This is a genomic window from Kitasatospora sp. NPDC036755, from assembly GCF_040636595.1.
Classification (GTDB): domain Bacteria; phylum Actinomycetota; class Actinomycetes; order Streptomycetales; family Streptomycetaceae; genus Kitasatospora.
The window spans coordinates 1-21,958 of the sequence record NZ_JBEZUT010000137.1 but is presented as its reverse complement, the minus strand read 5'-3'; the positions used below and the strand labels follow the sequence as shown (position 1 = coordinate 21,958).

At 73.2% G+C, this 21,958-nt stretch carries 19 protein-coding genes; 6 read left to right on the top strand and 13 right to left on the bottom strand.

Features of this window, described 5'->3' with window-relative positions:
• Positions 1-91: 91 nt before the first annotated feature.
• Positions 92-3,088: an AAA family ATPase gene (locus AB0E96_RS21245; RefSeq protein ID WP_359825864.1), complete on the bottom strand. Its 2,997-nt coding sequence runs from the start codon at positions 3,086-3,088 to the stop codon at positions 92-94.
• A gap of 310 nt (positions 3,089-3,398) precedes the next feature.
• Here AB0E96_RS21245 and AB0E96_RS21240 point away from each other — a divergent pair, with 310 nt between their 5' ends.
• From AB0E96_RS21240 to AB0E96_RS21230, 3 genes are all read left to right on the top strand, one after another.
• Positions 3,399-4,346 carry a terpene cyclase gene (locus tag AB0E96_RS21240; RefSeq protein WP_359825862.1) on the top strand — a complete coding sequence of 316 codons (948 nt, stop codon included), beginning with the start codon at positions 3,399-3,401 and terminating at the stop codon, positions 4,344-4,346.
• A gap of 521 nt (positions 4,347-4,867) precedes the next feature.
• Positions 4,868-6,391 (top strand): aldehyde dehydrogenase family protein, encoded by a 1,524-nt coding sequence (locus tag AB0E96_RS21235; protein WP_359825860.1) that lies wholly within the window; start codon positions 4,868-4,870, stop codon positions 6,389-6,391.
• Between the two features lie 243 nt (positions 6,392-6,634).
• Complete coding sequence (locus tag AB0E96_RS21230; protein ID WP_359825858.1) at positions 6,635-6,958, top strand: nuclear transport factor 2 family protein; 324 nt, start codon at positions 6,635-6,637, stop codon at positions 6,956-6,958.
• 25 nt (positions 6,959-6,983) lie between these two features.
• Here AB0E96_RS21230 and AB0E96_RS21225 read toward each other — a convergent pair whose 3' ends face one another.
• Positions 6,984-8,207: a serine hydrolase domain-containing protein gene (locus AB0E96_RS21225; RefSeq protein ID WP_359825855.1), complete on the bottom strand. Its 1,224-nt coding sequence runs from the start codon at positions 8,205-8,207 to the stop codon at positions 6,984-6,986.
• Positions 8,208-8,318: 111 nt separating this feature from the next.
• Between AB0E96_RS21225 and AB0E96_RS21220 the strand changes: the two genes are divergently transcribed.
• From AB0E96_RS21220 to AB0E96_RS21210, 3 genes are all read left to right on the top strand, one after another.
• Complete coding sequence (locus tag AB0E96_RS21220) at positions 8,319-8,828, top strand: NUDIX domain-containing protein (RefSeq protein ID WP_359825852.1); 510 nt, start codon at positions 8,319-8,321, stop codon at positions 8,826-8,828.
• Between the two features lie 186 nt (positions 8,829-9,014).
• Positions 9,015-9,803 (top strand): TetR/AcrR family transcriptional regulator, encoded by a 789-nt coding sequence (locus AB0E96_RS21215; protein WP_359825874.1) that lies wholly within the window; start codon positions 9,015-9,017, stop codon positions 9,801-9,803.
• Between the two features lie 151 nt (positions 9,804-9,954).
• Positions 9,955-11,820 (top strand): hypothetical protein, encoded by a 1,866-nt coding sequence (locus AB0E96_RS21210; protein ID WP_359825850.1) that lies wholly within the window; start codon positions 9,955-9,957, stop codon positions 11,818-11,820.
• Positions 11,821-12,028: 208 nt separating this feature from the next.
• Here AB0E96_RS21210 and AB0E96_RS21205 read toward each other — a convergent pair whose 3' ends face one another.
• The 11 genes from AB0E96_RS21205 to AB0E96_RS21155 all read right to left on the bottom strand — a co-directional run.
• Positions 12,029-12,739 (bottom strand): spermidine synthase, encoded by a 711-nt coding sequence (locus AB0E96_RS21205; RefSeq protein WP_359825847.1) that lies wholly within the window; start codon positions 12,737-12,739, stop codon positions 12,029-12,031.
• Between the two features lie 101 nt (positions 12,740-12,840).
• Positions 12,841-13,968, bottom strand: coding sequence for a putative sulfate exporter family transporter (locus AB0E96_RS21200; protein WP_359825873.1), 1,128 nt, complete (start codon positions 13,966-13,968; stop codon positions 12,841-12,843).
• A 58-nt stretch (positions 13,969-14,026) separates the two neighbouring features.
• On the bottom strand, positions 14,027-14,608 hold the full coding sequence (locus AB0E96_RS21195) for a cysteine dioxygenase family protein (protein WP_359825844.1): 582 nt from the start codon (positions 14,606-14,608) through the stop codon (positions 14,027-14,029).
• Between the two features lie 157 nt (positions 14,609-14,765).
• On the bottom strand, positions 14,766-15,671 hold the full coding sequence (locus AB0E96_RS21190) for a LysR family transcriptional regulator (protein WP_359825870.1): 906 nt from the start codon (positions 15,669-15,671) through the stop codon (positions 14,766-14,768).
• A 176-nt stretch (positions 15,672-15,847) separates the two neighbouring features.
• Entirely contained in the window at positions 15,848-16,717 is an 870-nt protein-coding gene (locus AB0E96_RS21185; protein ID WP_359825842.1) for an amino acid ABC transporter permease, read from the bottom strand.
• On the bottom strand, positions 16,714-17,358 hold the full coding sequence (locus AB0E96_RS21180; RefSeq protein ID WP_359825840.1) for an amino acid ABC transporter permease: 645 nt from the start codon (positions 17,356-17,358) through the stop codon (positions 16,714-16,716). Before AB0E96_RS21180 ends, AB0E96_RS21185 begins: the two co-directional genes overlap by 4 nt.
• A gap of 12 nt (positions 17,359-17,370) precedes the next feature.
• Positions 17,371-18,285, bottom strand: a complete 915-nt coding sequence (locus AB0E96_RS21175; protein WP_359825838.1) for a glutamate ABC transporter substrate-binding protein — start codon at positions 18,283-18,285, stop codon at positions 17,371-17,373.
• A gap of 90 nt (positions 18,286-18,375) precedes the next feature.
• Positions 18,376-19,104, bottom strand: coding sequence for an amino acid ABC transporter ATP-binding protein (locus AB0E96_RS21170; RefSeq protein WP_359825867.1), 729 nt, complete (start codon positions 19,102-19,104; stop codon positions 18,376-18,378).
• Positions 19,105-19,151: 47 nt separating this feature from the next.
• Positions 19,152-19,397 carry a LapA family protein gene (locus tag AB0E96_RS21165; protein WP_359825836.1) on the bottom strand — a complete coding sequence of 82 codons (246 nt, stop codon included), beginning with the start codon at positions 19,395-19,397 and terminating at the stop codon, positions 19,152-19,154.
• A gap of 123 nt (positions 19,398-19,520) precedes the next feature.
• The gene (locus AB0E96_RS21160) at positions 19,521-21,293 is read right to left on the bottom strand and encodes an ABC transporter ATP-binding protein (protein WP_359825833.1); all 1,773 of its coding nucleotides are present in this window, start codon (positions 21,291-21,293) and stop codon (positions 19,521-19,523) included.
• A 43-nt stretch (positions 21,294-21,336) separates the two neighbouring features.
• The coding region (locus tag AB0E96_RS21155) for an ABC transporter ATP-binding protein (protein ID WP_359825832.1) at positions 21,337-21,958 on the bottom strand (622 nt) is incomplete at its 5' end.

Below are 21,958 nucleotides of genomic sequence, written 5' to 3'. Positions count from 1 at the left end.
GGGAGCCACTGCGGAGCATTGGCGACCGACGACAACGCGGCGAGGTGCGTGCCCCGGCGTCGCACGCCCGGCGGGAATTGTCAGACACGCCCTAGTCGTCCAGGTCCTCCAGCCGGCCCGCGTCCCGCTGCTGCTGCGGCAGCCCGAGCGCCGAGGCCAGGCCGTCCGGCCCGCTGCCCGCCTTGCGGTAGACCGCCGCCAGCCGCCGGTTGACCAGGCCGATCGGCACCCCGAGCTCGTCGGCGATCCGCTGCGGCGGCACGCCCTGCACCGCGCGCTTGGCGACCTCCCACTCCGCGCTGCTGAGCGTCTCGATGGTCTCCCGGAAGTCGCGCAGCCCCAGCCGGTTGGGCCGCAGGCCGTAGTTGGCCAGCTCCCGGCGGGCCCGGTCGACCAGCCCCTCCGCGGAGCAGTGCTGGGCCAGTTCGATGCCCTGGTACAGGTACTCCTGGGCGTCGTCCAGCCGTCCGACCCGGCGCAGCGCGGCACCGAGGTCGACCAGCGCGACGGCGTGCTCGTAGCCCGCCGGGGACTGCCCGAGGTACGCCACCGACTCCTCCAGCAGCTCGACCGCGGCCCGGCCGTCCTCGATCCGGGCCTGCAGGCGCAGCGCGCTGCCGATCGCCGAGGCGGTGCCGAAGGCGCGGGCGTCCAGCACCGCCTGCTGGGCGTAGTCGCGGGCGCGCTCCGGCTCGTCGTCGGCGATCGCGATGGCGAGGTGGCCCGCCCAGGGCGCCCAGACGGTGTTGCGCCAGCCGCGGACGTTCAGTTGGGCGGCGGCCGCGCCGGCGAACTTCTCCTTGGCGACCAGCAGCTTGCCGTACAGCGAGGCCGCGTCCGGCAGCACCATGGCCGTCGAGTGGTACGGCGGGTGGAAGCCGAAGTCGTTGGCGAGGTTCCAGGCCTCCTCCACCCGGCCGCGGGCGATCAGGGTGTCGACCAGCACGCCGATGGCGTCCCAGGCCAGCGGCAGCCTCTCGCCGATCCGCTCGGAGATGCGGTAGGCCCGGCGCAGGAAGTCCTCGGCCTCGGCGAGCAGGCCTCGGCGGAACCGGGCCAGGCCCATCAGGAAGTAGGCGAAGCCCCGGTGGGCTCCGCTCCAACCGGCGATCTCGAACTGGATGATGGCGTCCGCGGCCAGCCGTTCGGCCTGGGCGATGCGGTCGTTGTAGATGTACGTCAGGCAGAGCATCGAGGGCAGTTCGAAGCCCCAGGTGGTGTCGGTCCAGCCGAGGCCCTTGGGCAGCCGAGTGCCTTCGAGGACCTCGTCGGCGAGCGCGAGCGCGTCGGCGGAGGAGGCGCCGCGCAGGGTGAGGTCCCAGGCTCGCATGGCGAGTACGGCCCGGTCGGCCGCCTCCCGCCCGGGCAGGTTCCGGCACATCACGCCGAGCCGGTCGGAGCGGCCGGGGCCGTCCTCCTCGGACTTGCGGAAGGCGTGCCACATGAAGGAGGCGGCCTGGAGCCGCTGGCGCCCGGCCGGGTCGGTGGTCTTCAGGGCCTCCTCCTGGCAGACCAGGGCGGCCTGACCCAGCTCTCCGGCGTGGGCGAGCACCTCGGAGAGCCGGAAGGTGGCGTCCACGCGCAGGGCGGGGCGCAGCGGCACCTCGTCCGGGTCGAGGGCCAGCTTGAGCTGGTTGACGGTGGCGACGGGGTCGGTGAGCAGTGCGGAGCAGCCGAGTTCGTAGAGCACCTCGGCCTTGATCTCGTCGGCGGGCGGCTCGTTGAGCGCGCGGTGCAGACAGCGCTGGGCGGCCTCGGGGGCGCCGATCAGCTGGTGTTCGACGGCGGCGCGGCGCAGCTTCCTGACGATCCGGTCGTCGCCCTCGCCGGAGTGGGTCTCGACCAGGTGGCGGGAGGCGGCGAGCAGGCCGAGTCCGGCGTTCTCGATCTCGGCGGCGGCGATGCCGTGCATCCCGAGGCGGGTGGCGTCCGGCATGGTGTTGTAGATGGAGCTGGCGATCAGCGGGTGGACGAACTCCAGGTTCCCGTTGGGGGTCTGGGTCAGCACGCGCTGCTTGCGCAGCTGCTTGATGGAGTCGCGGGCGCCCTCGCTGCTCTGGGTGGAGATCCTGGTGGCGAGGTCGACCCGGATGTCGGTTCCCAGCATCGCGCAGGCCCAGGCGAAGCGCAGGGTGGCGGCGCCGAGGCGGTCCAGCCAGCTCTTGAGGGTCATCCCGGCGGCGTCGACGGCGAGTTCGCGCAGCTGCCGGGAGTTCTCCTCGACCGGTTCGAGCTCCTGCTCGCGGACCTGGTCGAGCAGGGCGTTGGCCTCGAACGGGTTGCCGTTGACGACGTTCCAGAACTCGTAGCAGAAGGCGTCCTCGGCCTTGTCGCCGAGCTCGGCGCGGATCATGTCGGTGACGGAGCTGAGGGTGAGCCGGTTGAGTTCGTGCCGGCGGGCCTTGAGCAGGAGGACGTCGCGGCGGTAGTCCTGGGTCTCGGTGGGCCAGTCGTTCTCGTCCTCCCGGAAGGCGAAGACGAGCAGGACGGGAAGTTCACTCGATCGGATGGCGAACTTGGTCAGCCAGGACAGTGACTCCCCGTCCGCCCAGTGCAGGTCGTCGACGATCATCACCATCGGCGCGCGGCGCGGTGCGAGCTGGGTGAGGACGTAGTCGAGGCCGTCGCGCACGCCCTGGGGGTCGAGTCGGCGGGCGCCGACCTTGGGCTGCTTGAGGCCCATGGCCGGTCCGACGACCTCCTCCCAGGTGCCCATGACCTGGCTGAACACCTCGGGCTGCAGGCCGCTGAGCACGGGCTGGAGCAGCTGGCGCAGCACGTGGTAGGGCTCCTTGAACTGCCGTTCGCCGCCTCGGGCGAACAGCACGGTGGCGCCGTCCCGGAGCTTGGCCAGGCGCCGGACCTCGTGCAGCAGACTGGTCTTGCCGATGCCGGGGCGACCGGAGAAGGTGAGGAGGTCACCGATCTCGGTGCCTCCGGCCGCGAAGCCGCGGCAGAGCTGGTCGACGGCGGCCTCCACCGAGCGGAGTTCGGCGTCGCGGTCGCGCAGCCGGACCCGGGGCGCGGTGCCGTCGCCGTCTTGGGCGGAACCAGCACCCGCCCGAATTGCGTTCTCCTGCTCGGTCACCGTCGCGCCTCCGCCTCGCCCGCTCGCGTCACAGCTCCATCACTGCGTGGAGCCGAGGTTAGCGCCGCACGAACCTTCCCGTGGGGCATTCGTGCAGGCTGGGGCGGACGGTGAGGGTTCGGGCGAGCGGCCAAGGGCAATTGCCCTATATCCCTAACGTCCGATCATTACATCAGATACCCTACGGCCTTCGAGGCGCGGATGATCTTGCGAAACCCACCCCCACCGTCCATGCCCCGTCACGTCAACTCCCCCCACCATCAGTGCTCGAACAAAAATCGCCCCCACCCTCCGCTGCACCGGGAGTCCGATGTCTGACGACACCTCACTTCAGATTCCGTTCCCGCACCGCCGCAGTCCGCACGGCCCGCGCGCCACCGAACTGCACCGGGACTGGCTGATCCGCCACCCCCTGCTCCCCGACGCCGACCACCCCGGCTATGCGCACTGGGAGGTGGTGGACCTCGCGGCGCTCGGCTATCCGGACACCGATCCGGACGAACTCGCCCTGGCCGCCGACCTGATGGGGTTCTACTTCCTCTTCGACGACCAGTTCGACGGGCCGCTCGGCCGCCGCCCCACCGAGGTCGCCCCGATCTGCGAACGGCTGATCGCCGTCCTGCACGGCGCCCGCCCCGACCAGGGGTCCGCGGTCGAGACCGCCTTCGCCGACCTGTGGGACCGCAGCGCGCGGGGCATGCCGGCCCGCTGGCAGGCCCGCGCCGCCTACAACTGGGAGTACTACTTCGCCAGTCACCCCGCCGAGGCCGCCGGCCGGATCTCCACCCGGCCGCCGGACCGCGACGGCTACCTGGAGCTCCGCCGGGGCACCGCGGCGATGGAAACGATCTTCGACATGATCGAACGCCTGGGCCAGTTCGAAGTCCCGGCCGCCGTCCTGCACCACCCGGTGCTGCGTCAACTCCGCCAGCTGGCAGCCGACATACCGTCGCTCAGCAACGACGTGCGCTCCTACCCGCTGGAGGCGCCGCGCGGGGACGTGAACAACCTCGTCATGATCGTCCAGCGGGAGCGGCGCTGCTCGGCCGAGGAGGCCTGCGCGGCGGTCATCGCCGAGGCCCAGCTGATGGTCGACCGCTGCGCCGAGCTGCGCGACCGACTGCCCGACGTCCACCGCGAGTTGGGACTCTCCCGGATCGAACGCACGATCGCCCAGCGGTACGCGGACGGACTGCTCACCTGGCTGGCCGGCTACCTCAGCTGGGAGGCCCGCACCGGCCGATACCACGCGGTCTGACCGGCGCGCGCCCGGAGCCGCCCGACGGGCGTGCGGTGGTGCGCCCCGAGGGTGTCGCCCCGGCCCCGCGGCGGCGTGCGGCGGCACGCCGCAGGGGCGGCCCCGCCCGCACGGGACGGCGCGTGGCAGCGCACCGCGCGACCGCGTCCGGGGCGCGCGCCCCCACAGTGATCCGATCCGAACGCCTGCGGCGATCCGGCTCGGGGAACCCGTGGTGATCCGCTCCGCGGCGCCCGCGGTGATCCGCTCCGCGATACCCGTCGGCCCCGGAGGCCCCGGAGGCTCCCCCGGAACGGCCGGACGGCACACCCTCCGTACGGGACGCGCGCACGGACCGTAGCCGCGCCGTGCACCCGGCGGCTATCGTGCTCGGCGGCGGGCACCCCGACGGGGCGCCGGTCCGATGTGCGTGTCCCACCCCTCCCGCCGGATCACCCCTGACCGGGTGGTCCGGCGTGCGCCGTCCCGCCGCGGCCCGAGCCGCGGCGGGCGGCACCCGACGCAGCGAGGAGACAGCGAGCATGACGGTCTACCAGCCCCCCGGCACCCCCGGCAGCATCGTCGCCTACCGCTCCCGGTACGAGCACTGGATCGGCGGCGGATGGACGCCCCCGGCGCGCGGCGAGTACTTCGGCAACCCCACCCCGGTCACCGGCGAGGTCTTCACCGAGGTCGCCCGGGGCACCGCCGAGGACATCGAGGCCGCCCTGGACGCGGCCCACGCCGCCGCCCCGTCCTGGGGCCGCACCTCCGCCGCCGAACGGGCGCAGGTGCTGCTCCGGGTCGCCGACCGGATGGAGGCCAACCTGGAACAGCTGGCCGTCGCGGAGAGCTGGGACAACGGCAAGCCGGTGCGCGAGACGCTGGCCGCCGACCTGCCGCTCGCGGTCGACCACCTGCGCTACTTCGCCGGCGCGCTGCGGGCCCAGGAGGGCAGCCTCTCCCAGCTGGACGAGGACACCGTGGCCTACCACTTCCACGAGCCGCTGGGCGTGGTCGGCCAGATCATCCCGTGGAACTTCCCGATCCTGATGGCGATCTGGAAGCTCGCCCCGGCGCTCGCGGCCGGCAACGCGGTGGTACTCAAGCCCGCCGAGCAGACCCCGGCCTCGGTGCTGCTGCTGGCCGAGCTGACCGCCGACCTGGTGCCGCCGGGTGTGCTCAACATCGTCACCGGCTTCGGCGAGGAAGCCGGCGCCCCGCTGGCCGCCAGCAAGCGGGTCCGCAAGCTCGCCTTCACCGGCGAGACCGGCACCGGCCGTCTGATCGCCCGCGCCGCCGCCGACAACCTGATCCCCGCCACCCTGGAGCTCGGCGGCAAGAGCCCCAACCTGTTCTTCGCGGACGTCGCCGCCGCCGACGACGCCTTCTACGACAAGTCCGTCGAGGGCTTCGCGATGTTCGCCCTCAACCAGGGCGAGGTGTGCACCTGCCCCAGCCGCGCGCTGATCGAGACCCCGGTCTACGAGCGGCTGCTCGGCGACGGCCTGGCACGGGTGCGCGCGATGCGCCAGGGCAACCCGCTGGACACCGAGACCCAGGTCGGCGCCCAGGCCAGCGTCGAACAGCTGAAGAAGATCCTCTCCTACTTCGAGATCGGCCTGGAGGAGGGCGCCAAGGTCCTCGTCGGCGGTGAGCGGGCCGACCTCGGCGGCTCGCTGGCGGGCGGGTACTACGTGACGCCGACGGTCTTCGAGGGCGTCAACAGCATGCGGGTCTTCCAGGAGGAGATCTTCGGGCCGGTGGTCTCGGTCACCCGCTTCGACGGCTTCGACGAGGCGGTCGCGCTCGCCAACGACACCGAGTACGGGCTCGGCGCGGGCGTGTGGACCCGCAACATCAACACCGCCCACCGGGCCGGGCGCGCCATCCAGGCGGGCCGCGTCTGGACGAACTGCTACCACGCCTACCCGGCTCACGCGGCGTTCGGCGGCTACAAGAACTCCGGCATCGGGCGGGAGAACCACAAGGCGCTGCTGGAGCACTACCAGCAGACCAAGAACCTGCTGGTCAGCTACTCCCCCGACGCGGTCGGCTTCTTCTAGGCCGGCACCGGCACCGGCACCGGTACTCCGTCGGCACGTCCCGGGAACGGGAGCGGGAGGCCCACCTGGACCTCCCGCTCCCTCGCCACTCCCCGTGGCGGGCGCCGGGGCGACTCACCCGTTCCGGGGGATCGAAGCACATCGAGGCGGCCGATTCACCGACGCGCCGCCGACATGCCCGGACAGCCCGCGCGAACGCCGTAAACAGGACTCCCCGCCCCTCACCCGAACCGGGAGTCCCGCGTGACCATCGCCCCCGCGAAACTCAGCGACCCGTCCGTCCGCGCCTTCGTCACCGCGGTCAACGCGGGCGACCGCGAGGCCTTCTTCGCCTTGCTCACGCCGGACGCGACGATGTCCGACGACGGGTCCGAGCGCGAGCTGGCGGACTGGGTCGACCGGGAGATCTTCGGCCCGAACGGCCGGATGGCCGTCCAGACCGAGTCGAACGGCGGCCAGGCGCTGGTCGCCGAGTTCACCAACGACACCTGGGGCACGATGCGCACCGCCTGGCGCTTCACCCTCGACGGCGGGAGGATCAGCCGCTTCGAGACCGGCCAGGCCTGAGGCCGGCGCGTGCCCGGGGCACGCCCTACCGGTCCAGCCCCAGGCACCCGCGCACCGCGCGGATCAGGTTCCGCGAGCGGACGTCCCCGGTGACGCCCGGCTGCATGCCGTTGGTGACGTAGCCGAAGCCCAGCCCCAGGTCGGGGTCGGCGAAGCCGAGCGAGCCGCCCCGCCCCGGGTGGCCGAAGCTCGCCGGGGAGGCCATCGGCGCGGTCGGGCCGTGCCGCCAGAAGCCCAGGCCGAAGGTGGAGTTGACGATCAGCACCCGGTCCGGGCCGCTCACCACCGGCCCGACCGCGCGCGCCAGTACCTCCGGTCCGAGCAGCGGCGGCAGCAGCGCGCCGGAGCCGTCCGCGCGGTCGGCCGCGCCGATCAGACCCGCGTAGAACCGGGCGAGCGACCGGGCGGTGCCGATGCCCCCGGCCCCGGGGATCTCGGCGGCCTGCACCGCCGGGTCGTTGAGGTCCACCCCGGGGCGCACCGAGGCGAAGGAGCGGGCGGTCAGTGAGGCCGGGTCCTGGTAGGCGTCCCGGACGGACTGCTTGGGCCGCAGCCGCAGCCCGCTCGGACCGGTCCGGGCCGCCTCCGGCGCCGGCAGGTCGACCAGCTTGCCGACCCGGGGCGCGGCGCCGGCCGGCAGTCCGATCCACAGGTCCAGCCCGAGCGGCCGGGCGACCTCCTCGGCGAAGTACTGGCCTATCGTCCGGCCGCTCACCCGCCGCACCACCTCGCCGACCAACCAGCCGAAGGTGTACGGGTGGTAGCCGTGCGCGGTGCCGGGTTCCCAGGCGGGCGCCTGCGCGGCGACGGCGGCGGCCGCGCGCTCCCAGGTGAGCACGTCCTCCAGCCGCAGCGGCACGTCTAGCGCGGGCACCCCGGCCTGGTGCGAGAGCAGCCAGCTCACCGGCACCCGGCCCTTGCCGGCCGCCGCGAACTCCGGCCAGTAGGAGGACGCCGGAGCGTCCAGGTCGAGCAGGCCGCGCTCGGCCAGCAGCAGCGCGGTGGTCGCGGTCAGGCCCTTGGTGACCGAGCGCAGCACCTGCGCGGTGTCCGCCGTCCAGGGCACCGCGGGCGCCGGCCGGCCGCCGACCTCCGGCCGGGCGTCGCCGCCCCACAGGTCGACCACCTTGCGGCCGCGCACGTACAGCGCGAAGGCCGCGCCGAGCTCCCCGAAGTCGGCGAAGTTGCGGGCGAAGGCCGCCCGGACGGGCTCGAACCCCTCCGCCGTCTCTCCCCAGATCTCCACCACCGCGCGCCGTCCTCCACCAGTTCCGCTGCTTCTTGCACCACTCGCGTCCGGTCTCGATCATCTTCGACCGAATCCGTTCGAACCGAGCCCCGAAACCCTAACCTGTCCCCCATGACCAATCCTGCCGAGGAACTGCTGGACATCGTCGACGAGCACGACCGCGTGATCGGCACCGCCCTGCGCGGCGAGGTCTACCGGCGCGGACTCACCCACCGCTGCGTCTTCATCCTGGTCCGCGACCCGGTCGGCCGGATCTTCGTCCACCGCCGCACCGACACCAAGCTGTTCGCCCCCGGCGCGTACGACATGTTCGTCGGCGGCGTGGTCGGCTCCGGCGAGTCCTACGCCGAGGCCGCCGTCCGCGAGGCCGAGGAGGAACTCGGCGTCCACGGCATCGTCCCGCGCCCCCTGTTCAAGTTCCTCTTCGAACAGGACCGGCTCTCCTGGTGGTGCGACATGTACGAGGCCGAGTGGGACGGCCCGGTCTCCCCCCAGGAGTCGGAGGTCGCCTGGCACGCCTGGCTCACCCCGGCCGAACTCGCCGACCGCCTCGGCCGGGACACCTTCGTCGCCGACGGCGTCGAGGCCTACCGCCGCTACCTGGCCCTCCGGTCCGCGTAGCACCGCCGCGACCTCGGAGTTCGGGGCGGCGTGCGGCCGCACGGCCACGGGCCCCTGGCTCCACCGCGGAGCCGCCGACGAACTAGGGTGGCGCGCATGGCCTCCCGTACGCCGTCGCCGACGGCCGACCGCGCACCACGGACCTCCGCATCAGCCCGGGCGGCGGGCGAGCGGCCGCGTCGGCGGCTGAGCGTGGACGAGCGGCGCGAGCAGCTGATCGCCGTGGCGCTGGAGCTGTTCAGCCGACGGCCGCCGGAGGAGGTGTCGATCGACGACATCGCCGCCGCCGCGGGCGCCTCCCGACCGCTGGTGTACCACTACTTCCCCGGCAAGCAGGCGCTGTACGAGGAGTCGATGCGACGGGCCGGACAGGAGCTGTCCACCCGGTTCGAGGAGCCCATGGAGGGGCCGCTGTCGGAGCGGCTGCACCGGGTCATGGGCCGCTACCTGGACTTCGTGCAGAGCCACGGGCCGGGCTTCGCCGCGCTGCTGCGCGGCGGCTCGGTCGCGGCCAGCGCGGGCACCTCGGCGGTGATCGACGAGGTGCGCCGCTCCGCGCAGGACCAGATCCTGGCCCACCTGGCGATCCCCGCGCCCAGCGTCGGACTGCGCCTGGCCGTCCGGGCCTGGATCGCCAACGCCGAGATCACCTCCTTGGAGTGGCTGGCCGAGCGCTCGGTGCCGCTGGAGGAGCTCCAGCTGCACCTGGTGCAGGAGTTCGTCGCGTCGCTCACCCTCACCGCGGCCCGCGAGCCGGCGCTCGCCGCCGAACTGGGCTCCTTCTTCGCCGACGAGCGCCCCGACGGCCCGACCGGACGCCTGGTGCGGGACCTCGCGGGACTGTTCGCCGTGCCGGGGATCGCCGAGGCCGTCACCGCGCTCGCCACCGGCACCCCTGACGACGGGTCCGCGCAGGCCACCGGGACCGCCGCCGACACCTCCACCGGCACCGCTACCGGCACCGCCGCCGAGTGATCGGCCGAGTGATCATCGGGTCATCCTGCGGTTCGGTCAGGACGGTGGGCTCTGATAGGAATGAGCGGGGATCTGACGGCGCGCCGCCGCGGCGGGCCCGGTCCCACCAGAACCACCGACCGCAGACGGAACAGAGCGGGGGGCTCACCAGTTGACCCAGGATGTCCAGTTCGGCGTGGAGGCCAATCCCTTCGCGGCAGCGGAGCAGGTCTGCGCGACCCTCGGCACCCTCACCGACGCCCTCTTCGACGAGCACACCTCGCGGCACCCGGCAGCCTCGCTGAGCGCCCTGCGACCGGCCGAACACCCCGCCGCCGAGGCGCTGTTCGGCCTGCCGCTGGCCCCCAACGGCCCGGTGCACGCCGCCCTCGACCGGCTCGGCACGGTGACCACCGCGGGCACCGCCCGCCCGGGCACCGGCGCGCGACTCACCGAGCGCGCGGTCTCCGCGCTCCAGACCCGGTACGGCGGCGACGCGGTGCGCGGTGCCGTCGCCGACCGGGGCACCATCTCGGCCGCGCTGTTCCAGCTCCCCGTCACCGGCGAGTTCGCCGACGCCAAGCTGCGGCCGCCGTTCGCCCCCGCGCTGGCCGCGCTGGCGGCCGGGCAGCAGACCCGGCAACCGGTCGAACTGCCCACCGGCGCGGGCGCCGAGGTCCGGCTGGTCGTGCCGCCGGGCTTCCACGCGCTGACCTCCCCGGGCGGTCCGCCCGGCGTCTCCGCCCGTACGGTGCCCGCGCTGCCCGAGACCGCCGACCGGACCGGCGGCACCGCCCCGGCCACTGTCGCGGCCGCCGAGGAGCTGGCCCGGCACCTGGCCGAGGTCGCCGACGAACTGTTCAGCGCCACCGGGCCGGAGCCGCGGCGCGACTTCGCGGTGATCTCCGCCACCCTGGCCGACCTGATCCGCGACGCGGGCGTCGTGTACGCCGGCGTCTGCGCCCTGGAGCTGGACAACCGCGCCTCGGACGCCGCCCTGGTCGTCTCGCTCGCCCGGCACCCGCTGCCGATCACCGCACTCGCCACCGAACTGGCCACCGTCCGGCGGCACGCCGAGGTCTGGACCGTGCTGCTGCCGGCCGGGCCGGCCGCCGTCCTGGTCGAGGGACGGACCGTCCCGGTGCCCGGACCGCTGGCCGCCGACGGACAGCGGCGCTGGGTGGTCACCTCGGCCGTCCAGGCCTTCGTCCCGCTGCCGGACGGCGGGACGGTGCTGTGCGCCCAGCTGTCCACGGCGCGGCCGGAGGACTGGGAGCTGTACACGGAGGCCTTCGCGGAGCTGTTGAAGAGCATCCAGTTCGGCTGGGACGGCGTCCCGGCGCCGAGTGCCACGGCCGGCGTTCCGGCTCCCCCCGTGATCGACGTGCCGACCCAGGCACCGGCGTCGGCACCGGCACCGGCCCAGGCCGCGGCGCCTGCCGTCGCCGAGGAGGAACCGGAGGAGAGGCCGGTGCACCTGCGCGGCACTCCGGTCCGGGTCCCGCCCGCGGACTTCAACCCCTTCGCTCCGGTCGCGGAGGGTCCCGCCGACACGGGGGACGAGGCGGCCGCCGATACCGGGGACGGCCCGAAGGGCACCCCGGTGATGGTCCCGCCCGCGGACTTCAACCCCTTCTCCATGGAGGGCATCCCGGACGTGTCGGCGGGCGCGCCCGCGACGCAGCCCGCCGGGGCCGCTCCCGTCGCCGATCCGTTCGGCACCACGGTCGCGGCCGAGCAGAAGGCCGACCCGTTCGGCACCGCCCTCCCCGCTCAGGGCCCGGCCGTTCCGCCACCGCCCTCGGCCCCGCCCACCATTCCGGCCCAGGCGGCGCCCACGGCTTCCGAGGCGGCCGACCAGGGCTCGGAGCAGCAGGGGGGCGCGGATGAGCCCGCGCCGCGCAAGGGCACTCCGGTGATGGTCCCGCCGCCGGACTTCAACCCCTTCTCCATGGAGAACATCCCGGCCCTGCCCACGGACGAACCGGAGCCGACGGACGAGGCGGAGGCCGAGCCGACGAGCCGCCCGTTCGGCTGAGCCGGAGGGGGGTGCGGCTGTGCGCCGCCGTGGCAGGCGGGCAGGCGGGCAGGCGGGCAGGCGGGCAGCGGGGAACGAATGACAGCTGACAGATTTCAGATTTCAGCGAACGAAATCTGAAATCTGTTACCTGTCAGCTGCTATCTGTCAGCTGTCTGCTGTCTGCTGTCTGCTGTTCCCCGCAGGCTGCCGCCCCCGCACCGCTCCCTCAGCCCGCCCGCCGGGCCAGGTGCACCACGTCCGGCACCCCCCGGGCCACCGGGATCTCGTGCGTCACCACGTCCGAGAAGCCCACCGCCCGCAGCGCCTCCTCGAAGTCCGGCGAGGGCTGGGCGCTCCACACGGCCAGCACCCCGCCCGGCCGCAACCGGTGCCACAGCACCGCGAGCCCGTCCGCGCCGTACAGCCCGTCGTTGGACTCGGTGACGGTCCAGTCCGGCCCGTTGTCGATGTCCAGGCAGAGCGCGTCGTAGCGCTCGCCGTCCGCCGCCGCGAGGTACTCCAGCAGGTCGGTGTGGAGCACCTCGACCCGTGCGTCGTCCAGCGCACCGCCCGAGAAGGCGCCGAGCGGACCGCTCCGGTGCCATGCGATGATCGCGCTCTCCCGTTCGACGACGGCGATCCGCCCCCAGCGCGGTTCGGCCACCGCGTACGCCAGGGAGAAGCCGACCCCGAGTCCGCCGATCAGCACCGACGGCCGCGCGGCCGGGCTTCCCGTGCGGTCGAGCTCGTCCAGCGCCGCCTGGATCAGCAGCCGCTCCGAGCGGCCGTCGGCCGTGTCCATCAGGAAACAACCGTTGGCGATGATCTCGAAGTCCCGACCGCGCTGCCGGAGCACCACCTCGCCGTACGGGCCCTCCCGCCGGTCGAGCGTGACGACGGCCTCCCGGCCGTCCCGTTCGGGCAGTGCGGTGGTCATCCGTGCTCCTCGGCGGACTCGGGCGAACTCGACTGCCGCGCCGCCCCGGCAGGGGCGGAGCGGACACCGCCCGACAATAGCGGAGTCCGCACCCCGGCCCGTCAGGTCGTGACCAGCACCCCCGCGTACGAGACGCCCGCGACGACCACCCAGGAGCCGAGCCCGAGCAGGGCGATCCGCCCACCGGTGCGGGCCATGGTCGGCAGGTGCACCGCACTGCCGAGACCGAACAACGCGGCGGCCAGCAAAAGTTCCTGGGCGTCCGCGGCCAGGCCGAGGGTCCTCTCGGGCACCACCCCGGTGGTCCGCAGGACGATCATCGCCAGGAACCCGGCCACGAACAGCGGCACGATCGGCGGACGGCTGCCGGCCTTCGCCGACTTCGCGCCCGCCTTCTCACCCGCTCCGCCCGTCGCCGAGGCGTCCGCCGCAGTCCCGACCGAGGATCCCGTCGAAGGCCCCGCCGGGGCCCCCACCGGCACCTCCGCCGGAACCCGCGTCGAAGCCCCCGTCCGCCGCGCCCGCAGGTTCCGCCGCGCCACCACGGCCACGCCCGCGACCAGCGGCGCCAGCAGCACCACGCGCATCAGCTTGACCAGCACCGCCTCCCGCAGCGCCCCGGCCCCGCCGGTCTGCGCGGTGGCGACCACCTGCCCGACGTCGTGCACGCTCGCCCCGACCCAGCGCCCGAATTCCGACTCACCGAGCCCGAGCGGGTGCTGCAGCAGCGGAAGCACGGCGATCGCCAGCGTCCCGCACAGCGTGACGAGCGCGACCGAGGCCGCGACGTCCTCCTCCTCGCTGCCCGCCGCCTGGCTGACCGCGCCGATCGCCGAGGCCCCGCAGATCGAGTACCCGGTGGCGACCAACAGCGGCTGATCCCCGGGCAGGCCGAGCCGCCGGCCCAGCCAGAGCGTCCCCGCGAAGGTGGCCGCGACCACCGCGAGCACCATGGCGACGGTGGCCCAGCCGAGGCCGAGCACGTCGTCCAGGCTGAGCTTGAGCCCGAGCAGGACGATGCCGAGCCGCATCAGCCGTTTCCCGGCGGTGGACAGCCCGGGCCGGGCGATCCCGCGGACCACCGGGCGCAGCCCGGGCAGGTGGGCCGCCACCATGCCGAGCACGACGGCGGCGGTGAGCTCGGGCACGGCCGGCACCAGGGCGTGGATGCCCAGCGCGGCGGCCACCCCGAGGACCGCGAGCAGCAGCCCGGGGGCGTCGCCGCGCATCGGGGGCAGTGAGCGGGTGCGGACGGCGCGTTGCCGGAGGGTCAGTGCCACGCCGCCCTCACTGCTGCTGGTCGGCGGGCAGCCGGTAGATCCGCCGGATGCTGGTGCCGAGCCGCGAGACGTCCGCGCCGTAGACGTGGATGGAGATCGCCGTGCTGCTGCAGGAGTTGCGCACCAGGTGGATGTCGCCGGGCGGGGCGAAGGCCGCCACGGTGCCGGCCGGGCCGGCCACGTGCTCGGTCTCGACCAGTCGGGCGGTGGGGCCCTCGGAGACCAGCCGGTAGCGGGTCTCGCTCTCCTGTCCCTGGTGGACGCCGGCCACGCACCAGGAGACGTGGTCGTGGATCGGGGTCTGCTGGCCGGGCAGCCAGACCAGGGCGACGACGGAGAAGCTGCCGTCCTCCTCGGCGTGCAGGACGTGCTGGCGGTAGCGCTGCGGGTCGCCCTCGCGCTGGGCGGGGGTGAGCAGCGCGTCGGGCCCGTCCGGGTCGGCGTGCAGGTGCGGGGCGAGGCGTTCGCCGACCAGGTAGGCGGTGAGCTCCGGCGGGAGCCCGCGGTCCACGACGGCGCGGATCTCACTGACCAGCGCGGTCATCCGCTCGGTGAGTCGGTCGCTGCCGACCGTGGCTGAGGGTGTCATCCCAACAGGTTCGAACCTACCGACCTATCACGTCCAAGGAGGGTTCCTAAGCAATCTCCCCATCAACGCTTATGGATCTCGGCGGGCGGCCGTGCCCCGCCGGTCGTCGGGTCGGCCCGAGGGCCGGCATCGGTCGGCACCGGTAGGCCCCCAGGGGTCAGCACCCGACCCGGCTCGCCGCCGCCTGCCGCAGGTGGTCCAGCACCAGCCCGGTGGCCGGGATCCGCCGGTGCTCGCTGAGGACGTAGGCGCTCACCTGCCGCCGCAGGTGCGGTTCGACGGCTCGCCCGGTGACCTTGCGGTGGCACATGAAGGAGAGCACCAGTGCCGGCATCAGCGCGATCCCGACCCCGGCGGCGACCAGCGACTGCACCGCGAGGTTGTCGTCGGTGGAGAACACGATGTCCGGCGCGAAGCCCTCCTCGGCGCAGACGTGCAGCAGGTTGGCCCGGCAGCGCGGACAGCCCGCGATCCAGCGTTCGCCGTCGAGGTCGGCCAGCCGTACGGCGTGCCGGCGGCCGAGCGGGTGCCCGACCGGCAGCAGCACCGTGAGCAGGTCCTCCATCAGCGGGATCTCGTCCAGGCCGTCCGGCACCGCGGTGGCCCCGCCCGGGTAGCGGAAGGCCAGCGCGATGTCGCACTCCCCGCGCAGCAGCCGCTGGACGGAGTCCGGCGGCTCGGCCTCCAGGAGCTCGACCCGCACGCCGGGGTGCTCGGCCAGCAGTCGGGCCATCGCCTCGGGTATCAGGGTGGCGTTGGCGCTGGGGAAGGCGCAGACCCGCACCCGCCCGGCGCGCAGCCGGGCGAGCGCGGCGAGCTGCTGCTGGGCCGCGGACATGCTGCCGAGGATCAGCTCGGCGTGCCGGGAGAGCGCCTCGCCGGCCTCGGTGAGCCGCAGTCCGCGTCCCGCCCTGGTGAAGAGCGGAACGCCGACGGTGCGTTCGAGCGCCTTCATCTGCTGGGTGATGGCGGGCTGGGTGTAACCGAGTTCGCGGGCGGCGGCCGAGTAGGAGCCGGCCCGGACGACCTCGTGGAACGTCCTGATGTGCCGCGAATCGAACAACGCCTCCATGCTTCCTCCCCCTGCGCGGGCATCCTCGACAGCCCCGCAACGCCGCGCTCCGGCCGCGTCCGGGCCGCGCTCCGGTCGCATCCGGGCGCCCGAGAATCATAAGAGGAATTTGGAGGTGACGACCCCGACCCCACCCATACCTATGGTTCAGCCTCGAACCGTTCGTCTCACTGCTGCGCCGACGGCGGCAGCCCCATCGACACCCCCGCCTTCACCACGGGCGCCCCGCCGCGCACGCTCGGGCTGCGCCGGCTGCGCCGTTCCACGAAGCGGGCGAGCCAGGAGAGCAGCAGACACATCCCGATGTAGATCGGCGCGATCACCATCACCACCGGGATGAACGGCAGGTCGTAGTCCAGGTTGGTGGCGATCAGCTTGCCCGCGTGCAGGAACTCCTCGTAGGTGATCAGGAAGCCCAGCGAGGTGTCCTTGAGCGCGACCACCAGCTGGCTGATGATGGCCGGCAGCATCGCCCGGTTGGCCTGCGGCACCAGGACGTACGTCATCACCTGGGTCTTGCGCATGCCCAGCGCGTACGCCGCCTCCCGCTGCCCCTTGGGCACCGCGAGCACGCCGGCCCGGAACACCTCGGCCAGCACCGAGCCGTTGTAGAGCACCAGCCCGGCCACCAGCGCCCAGAGCGGCTGCACCTTGAGCGCGACGAAGATGAAGAAGATCATCACCAGCAGCGGCATGGCCCGGAAGAACTCCACCACCAGTGTGGAGAACCAGCGCACCGCCCGGTGGTCGGAGAGCCGCCCGGCCGCGAACAGGGCGCCGAAGGGCAGCGCGAACAGCACCGTCCAGCCGAAGGCCTGCAGGGTGTTGCCGAGCCCGCGCAGCAGCAGGTTCTGCACCCCGCGGTACTCGAAGGGCTGCCACTTCGCGTACGTGAACTGATGGGTGTGGAACAGCATGTAGACCACCCAGCCGATCAAGGCCGCGATCAGCAGCAGCGCGATCCCGCCGTACAGCCGGTGCCGGGAGAGCGCCTTCGGGCCGGGGATGTCGTACAGCGCCGAGGTTTCAACGGTCATCGGGACACCGCCACTCGTCGTTCCAGCAGGTTGAAGACCGCGCTGATGGCCAGGGTGATGATCAGGTAGCCGACGGCGATCCAGACGAAGGTCCAGATGATGCTGTAACCCAGCTCGTTGATGGTCCGGTAGGTGCCGAGCAGCTCGGTGACGCTGAACGAGCCGGCGATCGCCGTGTTCTTCGCCAACGCGATCATCACACTGCCGATCGGCGCCACCACCGATCGGTACGCCTGCGGCAGCACCACCAGACCCATCGTCTGCCCGAAGCTCATGCCGAGGCTCCGGGCCGCCTCGCCCTGCCCGGTCGGCACCGTGTTGATGCCCGCCCGCATCGACTCGCAGACGAAGGCCGAGGTGTAGCAGCCCAGCGCGAGCACCGCGAAGGTGTAGAAGGGCAAGGTGATGTCGAACCGGGGCAGGCCCAGCACCACGATGAAGAACAGCAGGGTCAGCGGCGTGTTGCGCAGCACCGTCACCCACAGCGTCCCGAACACCCTCAGCGGCTTCACCGGCGAGACCCGGAAGCCGGCGATCAGCACGCCCAGCACCAGCGACAGCACGGCGCTCACCGCGAACAGCGAGAGCGTGCCGAGGAACCCGTCCCAGTAGGTCGACCAGTTGTCGGTCAGCGTTTTCACGGCGCGGCCCTCTCAGTACCGGTCGATCTGCGGCGGGTTGGGCGCCGGCTCCCCGGAGAGGCCGAGGGTCGCCTCGAAGGCCCTCTTCCAGTCGCCGTTCTGCATGTGGTGCTCCAGCGCGTCGTTGATCGCGCCGCGCAGCACGGTGTCGTTCTTCGGCACCCCGATCCCGTAGGGCTCGGTCGAGAACAGCGGGCCGACCACCTTGAGCTCGTCCGGCACCTTGGCCGCGTAGCCGAGCAGGATCGCGTTGTCCGTGGTCACCGCGTCGACCTGGTTGGTGATCAGGTTGTCCACGCAGGCCGAGTAGGTGTCGTAGCCGATCAGCTTCGCCTTCGGGTACTGCGACTGGATGCGCTGGTACGGCGTCGAGCCGGCCGCCGAGCAGACCTTCTTGCCGTCCAGGTCCTCCGGGCCGTGGATGGTGGTGTTGTTCCTGCGCACCAAAAGTGACTGCCCGGCGATGAAGTACGGGCCGGCGAAGCCGACCAGCTTCTTCCGGTTGTCGTTGATGGTGTACGTCCCGACGTAGTAGTCCACCTGGCCGTTCTGCAGCGCGGTCTCCCGGTTGGCCGAGGCGATGGTCTTGAACTGGATCCGGTCCGCCGGGAAGCCCAGCGAGGCGCCGACCATCTTGGCGATCTCGATGTCGAAGCCGGAGTACTCACCGGTGGCCGGGTTCTTCTGGCCCAGGTACGGCTGGTCCTCCTTGGCACCGACCACCAGGTGGCCCCGGCTGCGGGCGGCGTCCAGGGTCGGCGAGCCGGTGATCCCGGAGGCGTCCTGCACCTGGTAGGCGGGCAGGGCGCTGGCCTGCGGGCCCTTGGGCGGCGGGGTGCCGGGCTTGCCGCAGCCCACCGCCAGCGAGGCGAGCAGCAGGACGGCGGCGAGCGCGCGCCGGCCCGCCCGCGCGACGGACCGCCCCACGGACCTCTCCGCCGCCCTCCCCGCGGGTCTCGCCGCGGACTGCCCCGCGGGTCCGGCCACGGGCGTCGTCTCACGGTTCACGGCGCCGCCTCAGTGCTTAAGGATCTTGGACAGGAAGTCCCGGGCGCGCTCGCTCTCGGGAGCGCTGAAGAACTCCTCCGGGGCGCGGTCCTCGACGATCCGGCCGTCGGCCATGAACACCACCCGGTTCGCGGAGGCCCGGGCGAACCCCATCTCGTGGGTGACCACGACCATCGTCATGCCCTCGCTCGCGAGCTGGCGCATGACGTCCAGCACCTCGTTGATCATCTCGGGGTCGAGCGCCGAGGTGGGCTCGTCGAACAGCAGCGCCTTGGGGTCCATCGCCAGTGCCCGGGCGATCGCGACCCGCTGCTGCTGCCCGCCGGAGAGCTGGGCCGGGTACTTGGCGGCCTGCCCGGCGAGTCCGACCCGCTCCAGCAGGGCGTGGGACTTGGCGTCCGCCTCCGCCTTGGGCCGGCCGCGGACCTTGATCTGTGCGAGCGAGACGTTCTGCAGCACGGTCTTGTGCGCGAACAGGTTGAAGGACTGGAACACCATGCCGACCTCGGCGCGCAGCTTGGCCAGGCCCTTGCCCTCCGCGGGCAGCGGCTCGCCGTCGATCAGGATGGTGCCGTGCTCGATCGGTTCCAGCCGGTTGATCGCCCGGCAGAGGGTGGACTTGCCGGAGCCGGACGGGCCGATGACCACGACGACCTCGCCGCGCCCCACCGTCAGCTCGATGTCCTGGAGGACGTGCAGGTCCCCGAAGTGCTTGTTGACCCCGCGCATCTCGATCAGCGGGGTGAAGGCCGAGGCGCCGGCCGGAGCCGGCCCGGAGGCTGCGGTCACCGGTTGCGCCGTCCCTTCAGCAGCCAGCCCAGCACGGCGCCCGCGATCAGCGTGGCCAGCAGCGCGATCCAGAGCGGCGCGGTGACGGTGAAGACCCAGAACTGGATCCTCACCTTGTCGAGGTTGGCGAACAGGAACCACACGGCGAGGACGACGATGACGCCGATCCCGATGTAACGCGTGGGAATCCCGCCGATCTCACTGCGCTGGGATCGGGACGAACCGTCTGAAATCTTGGTCACCGGAGCAGTCTGCGGGCCGAACGGCCGATTTGCCCGGTTACGCGCCCCTCCGGGCCAGGGAGTAACCCGTACGGGGCAATCCCACCCCGTACGGGTTTGAACCTCTCCGGCCCGGACGGTCCGCTACCGCTCGTCCCTCCAGGACCGCCAGAGCGCCGCGTACGGCCCGCCCGCCGCGACCAGGTCCGGGTGGCTGCCGTACTCGCTGATCCGCCCGCCCTCGACCACCGCGATCACGTCCGCGTCGTGCGCGGTGTGCAGCCGGTGGGCGATGGCGATGACCGTTCGCCCCTCCAGCACCCGGGAGAGCGAGCGCTCCAGGTGCCGGGCCGCCCTCGGGTCCAGCAGGGAGGTGGCCTCGTCCAGCACCAGGGTGTGCGGATCGGCGAGCACCAGCCGGGCCAGCGCCAGCTGCTGGGCCTGCGACGGCGTCAGCGAGGTGCCGCCGGAGCCGACCTCGGTGTCCAGGCCCTCCGGCAGGGCGTCCACCCAGTCCCCGGCGTCCACCGCGTCCAGCGCGGCCCGCAGCTCGGTGTCGTCCGCCTCGGGGGCGGCCAGCCGCAGGTTGTCCCGCAGGGTGCCGACGAACACGTGGTGCTCCTGGTTCACCAGGGCGACCTGCGAGCGCACCCGCTCGGCCGGCATCCGCGCCAGCGCCGCACCGCCGAGGGTCACGCTGCCGCGGCCGGGGGCGTAGATCCCGGCCAGCAGCCGGCCGAGCGTGGACTTGCCCGCGCCCGACGGGCCGACCAGCGCGACCCGGCTGCCCGGGGCGACGTCCAGGCTGATGCCGTGCAGAACGTCGACGCCCTCGCGGTAACCGAACCGGACGTCCTTCGCCTCGACGCGTCGGCCGTCCGGCCGGGCGGACTCGTCCCCCTCGTGTTCGGGCACCTCGCGCACGCCCACCAGCCGGGCCAGCGAGGCCTGGCCGATCTGGAGTTCGTCGTACCAGCGCAGGATCAGGTCCACCGGGCCGGTGAGCATCTGGGCGTAGAGCACCCCGGTGGTCAGCTGGCCCACCGTGATCCAGCCCCGGAGGGTGAACAGCCCGCCGAGCACCAGGGTGGCGAGCACCGCCGCGGTGTAGACCGCGTCGATGGTCGGGAACCAGGCCGAGCGCAACCAGAGCGTGTACCGCTCCCAGGCCAGCCACTCGCGCAGCTTGCGGTCGGTCAGCCCGACGCGCTGGTCGCCCAGCCGCAGCGCCTCGACCGTCCGCCCTGCGTCGACCGTCTCGGCCAGCACGTTGCTGACCGCCGCGTACCCGGCCGACTCGCTGCGGTAGGACTGCGGCGCGCGCCGGAAGTACCAGCGGGAGCTGACCAGCAGCAGCGGCAGGCCGATCAGCGAGGTCAGCGCGAGCAGCGGCGAGGTGACCAGCAGCGCACCGAGCACCAGCAGCAACGAGACGACGGCGACGGCGAGTTCGGGCACGGCCTCGCGCACCGACTTGTCCAGCCGGTCGATGTCGGTGGTGCCCCGGGAGACGAGGTCCCCGGTGCCGGCCCGCTCCAGCACCCCCGTCGGCAGGGCCACCGAGCGGACCAGGAAGTCCTCGCGCAGGTCGGCCAGCACCCGCTCGCCGAGCACCGAGCCGCGCATCCGCGACCACCCGGTGAACGCCGCCTGCGCCACCAGTGCCAGCAGGTACCAGGCGACCGACACCGCGATGGTGGACCCGGCCGTCCCGGTGGCCAGCGACTCGACCAGGCGGCCGAGCACCCAGGGGCCGACCAGCCCGGCCACCGTGGCCGTCGAGTGCAGCGCCACCACCGCCGAGAATCCGGCGCGGTGCCGCCGCGCGAGCAGGAGCAGGTACCCGCGCACGGCCGCCGGGGAGCCGACCGGCAGGGTGGCGGCCGGCCCCTGTTCCTCTTGGACGGGGGGCTTCATGACGTACTCCTCGGGTGCGTGGCAGGGAAGTTGACGGTGGTCCTCATACGACCTCACCCACCGGACGGGCCGCTTCCTCGTCGCGGGTGACCACGGCGCGGTAGGCCGGCTCGGTCCGCATCAGCTCGCGGTGCCGCCCGGCCGCGACGACCCGGCCCTCCTGCAGCAGCACCACCCGGTCCGCCCGGTCGAGCAGCAGCGGGCTGGTCGCGAACACCACCGTGGTACGGCCCGCCCGGGTGTCCCGCAGCCCGGCGGCGATCCTCGACTCGGTGTGCGCGTCCACCGCGCTGGTGGGCTCGTCCAGCACCAGCACCGGCGGGTCCACCAGCAGGGCGCGGGCCAGGGCGAGCCGCTGGCGCTGCCCGCCGGAGAGCGAGCGCCCGCGCTCGGTGATCCGGGCGAGCATCGGGTCTCCCCCGCACTCCGGCGAGCCCTCCACCAGGGCCTCCAGCACGTCCTCCGACCGGGCCGCCGCCAGCGCCTCGGCCGCCGGGACCCGCCCCGAGGACGGGACGTCGAACAGCTCGGCCAGCGTGCCGGAGAGCAGCACCGGCTCCTTGTCGTGGACCAGCACCGCCGCCCTGGCCTCGGCCAGCGGCACCGCGTCCAGCTCCGTGCCGCCCAGCCGCGCCGAGGCCCGCGCCCGCTCGCCCTCGGCCGCC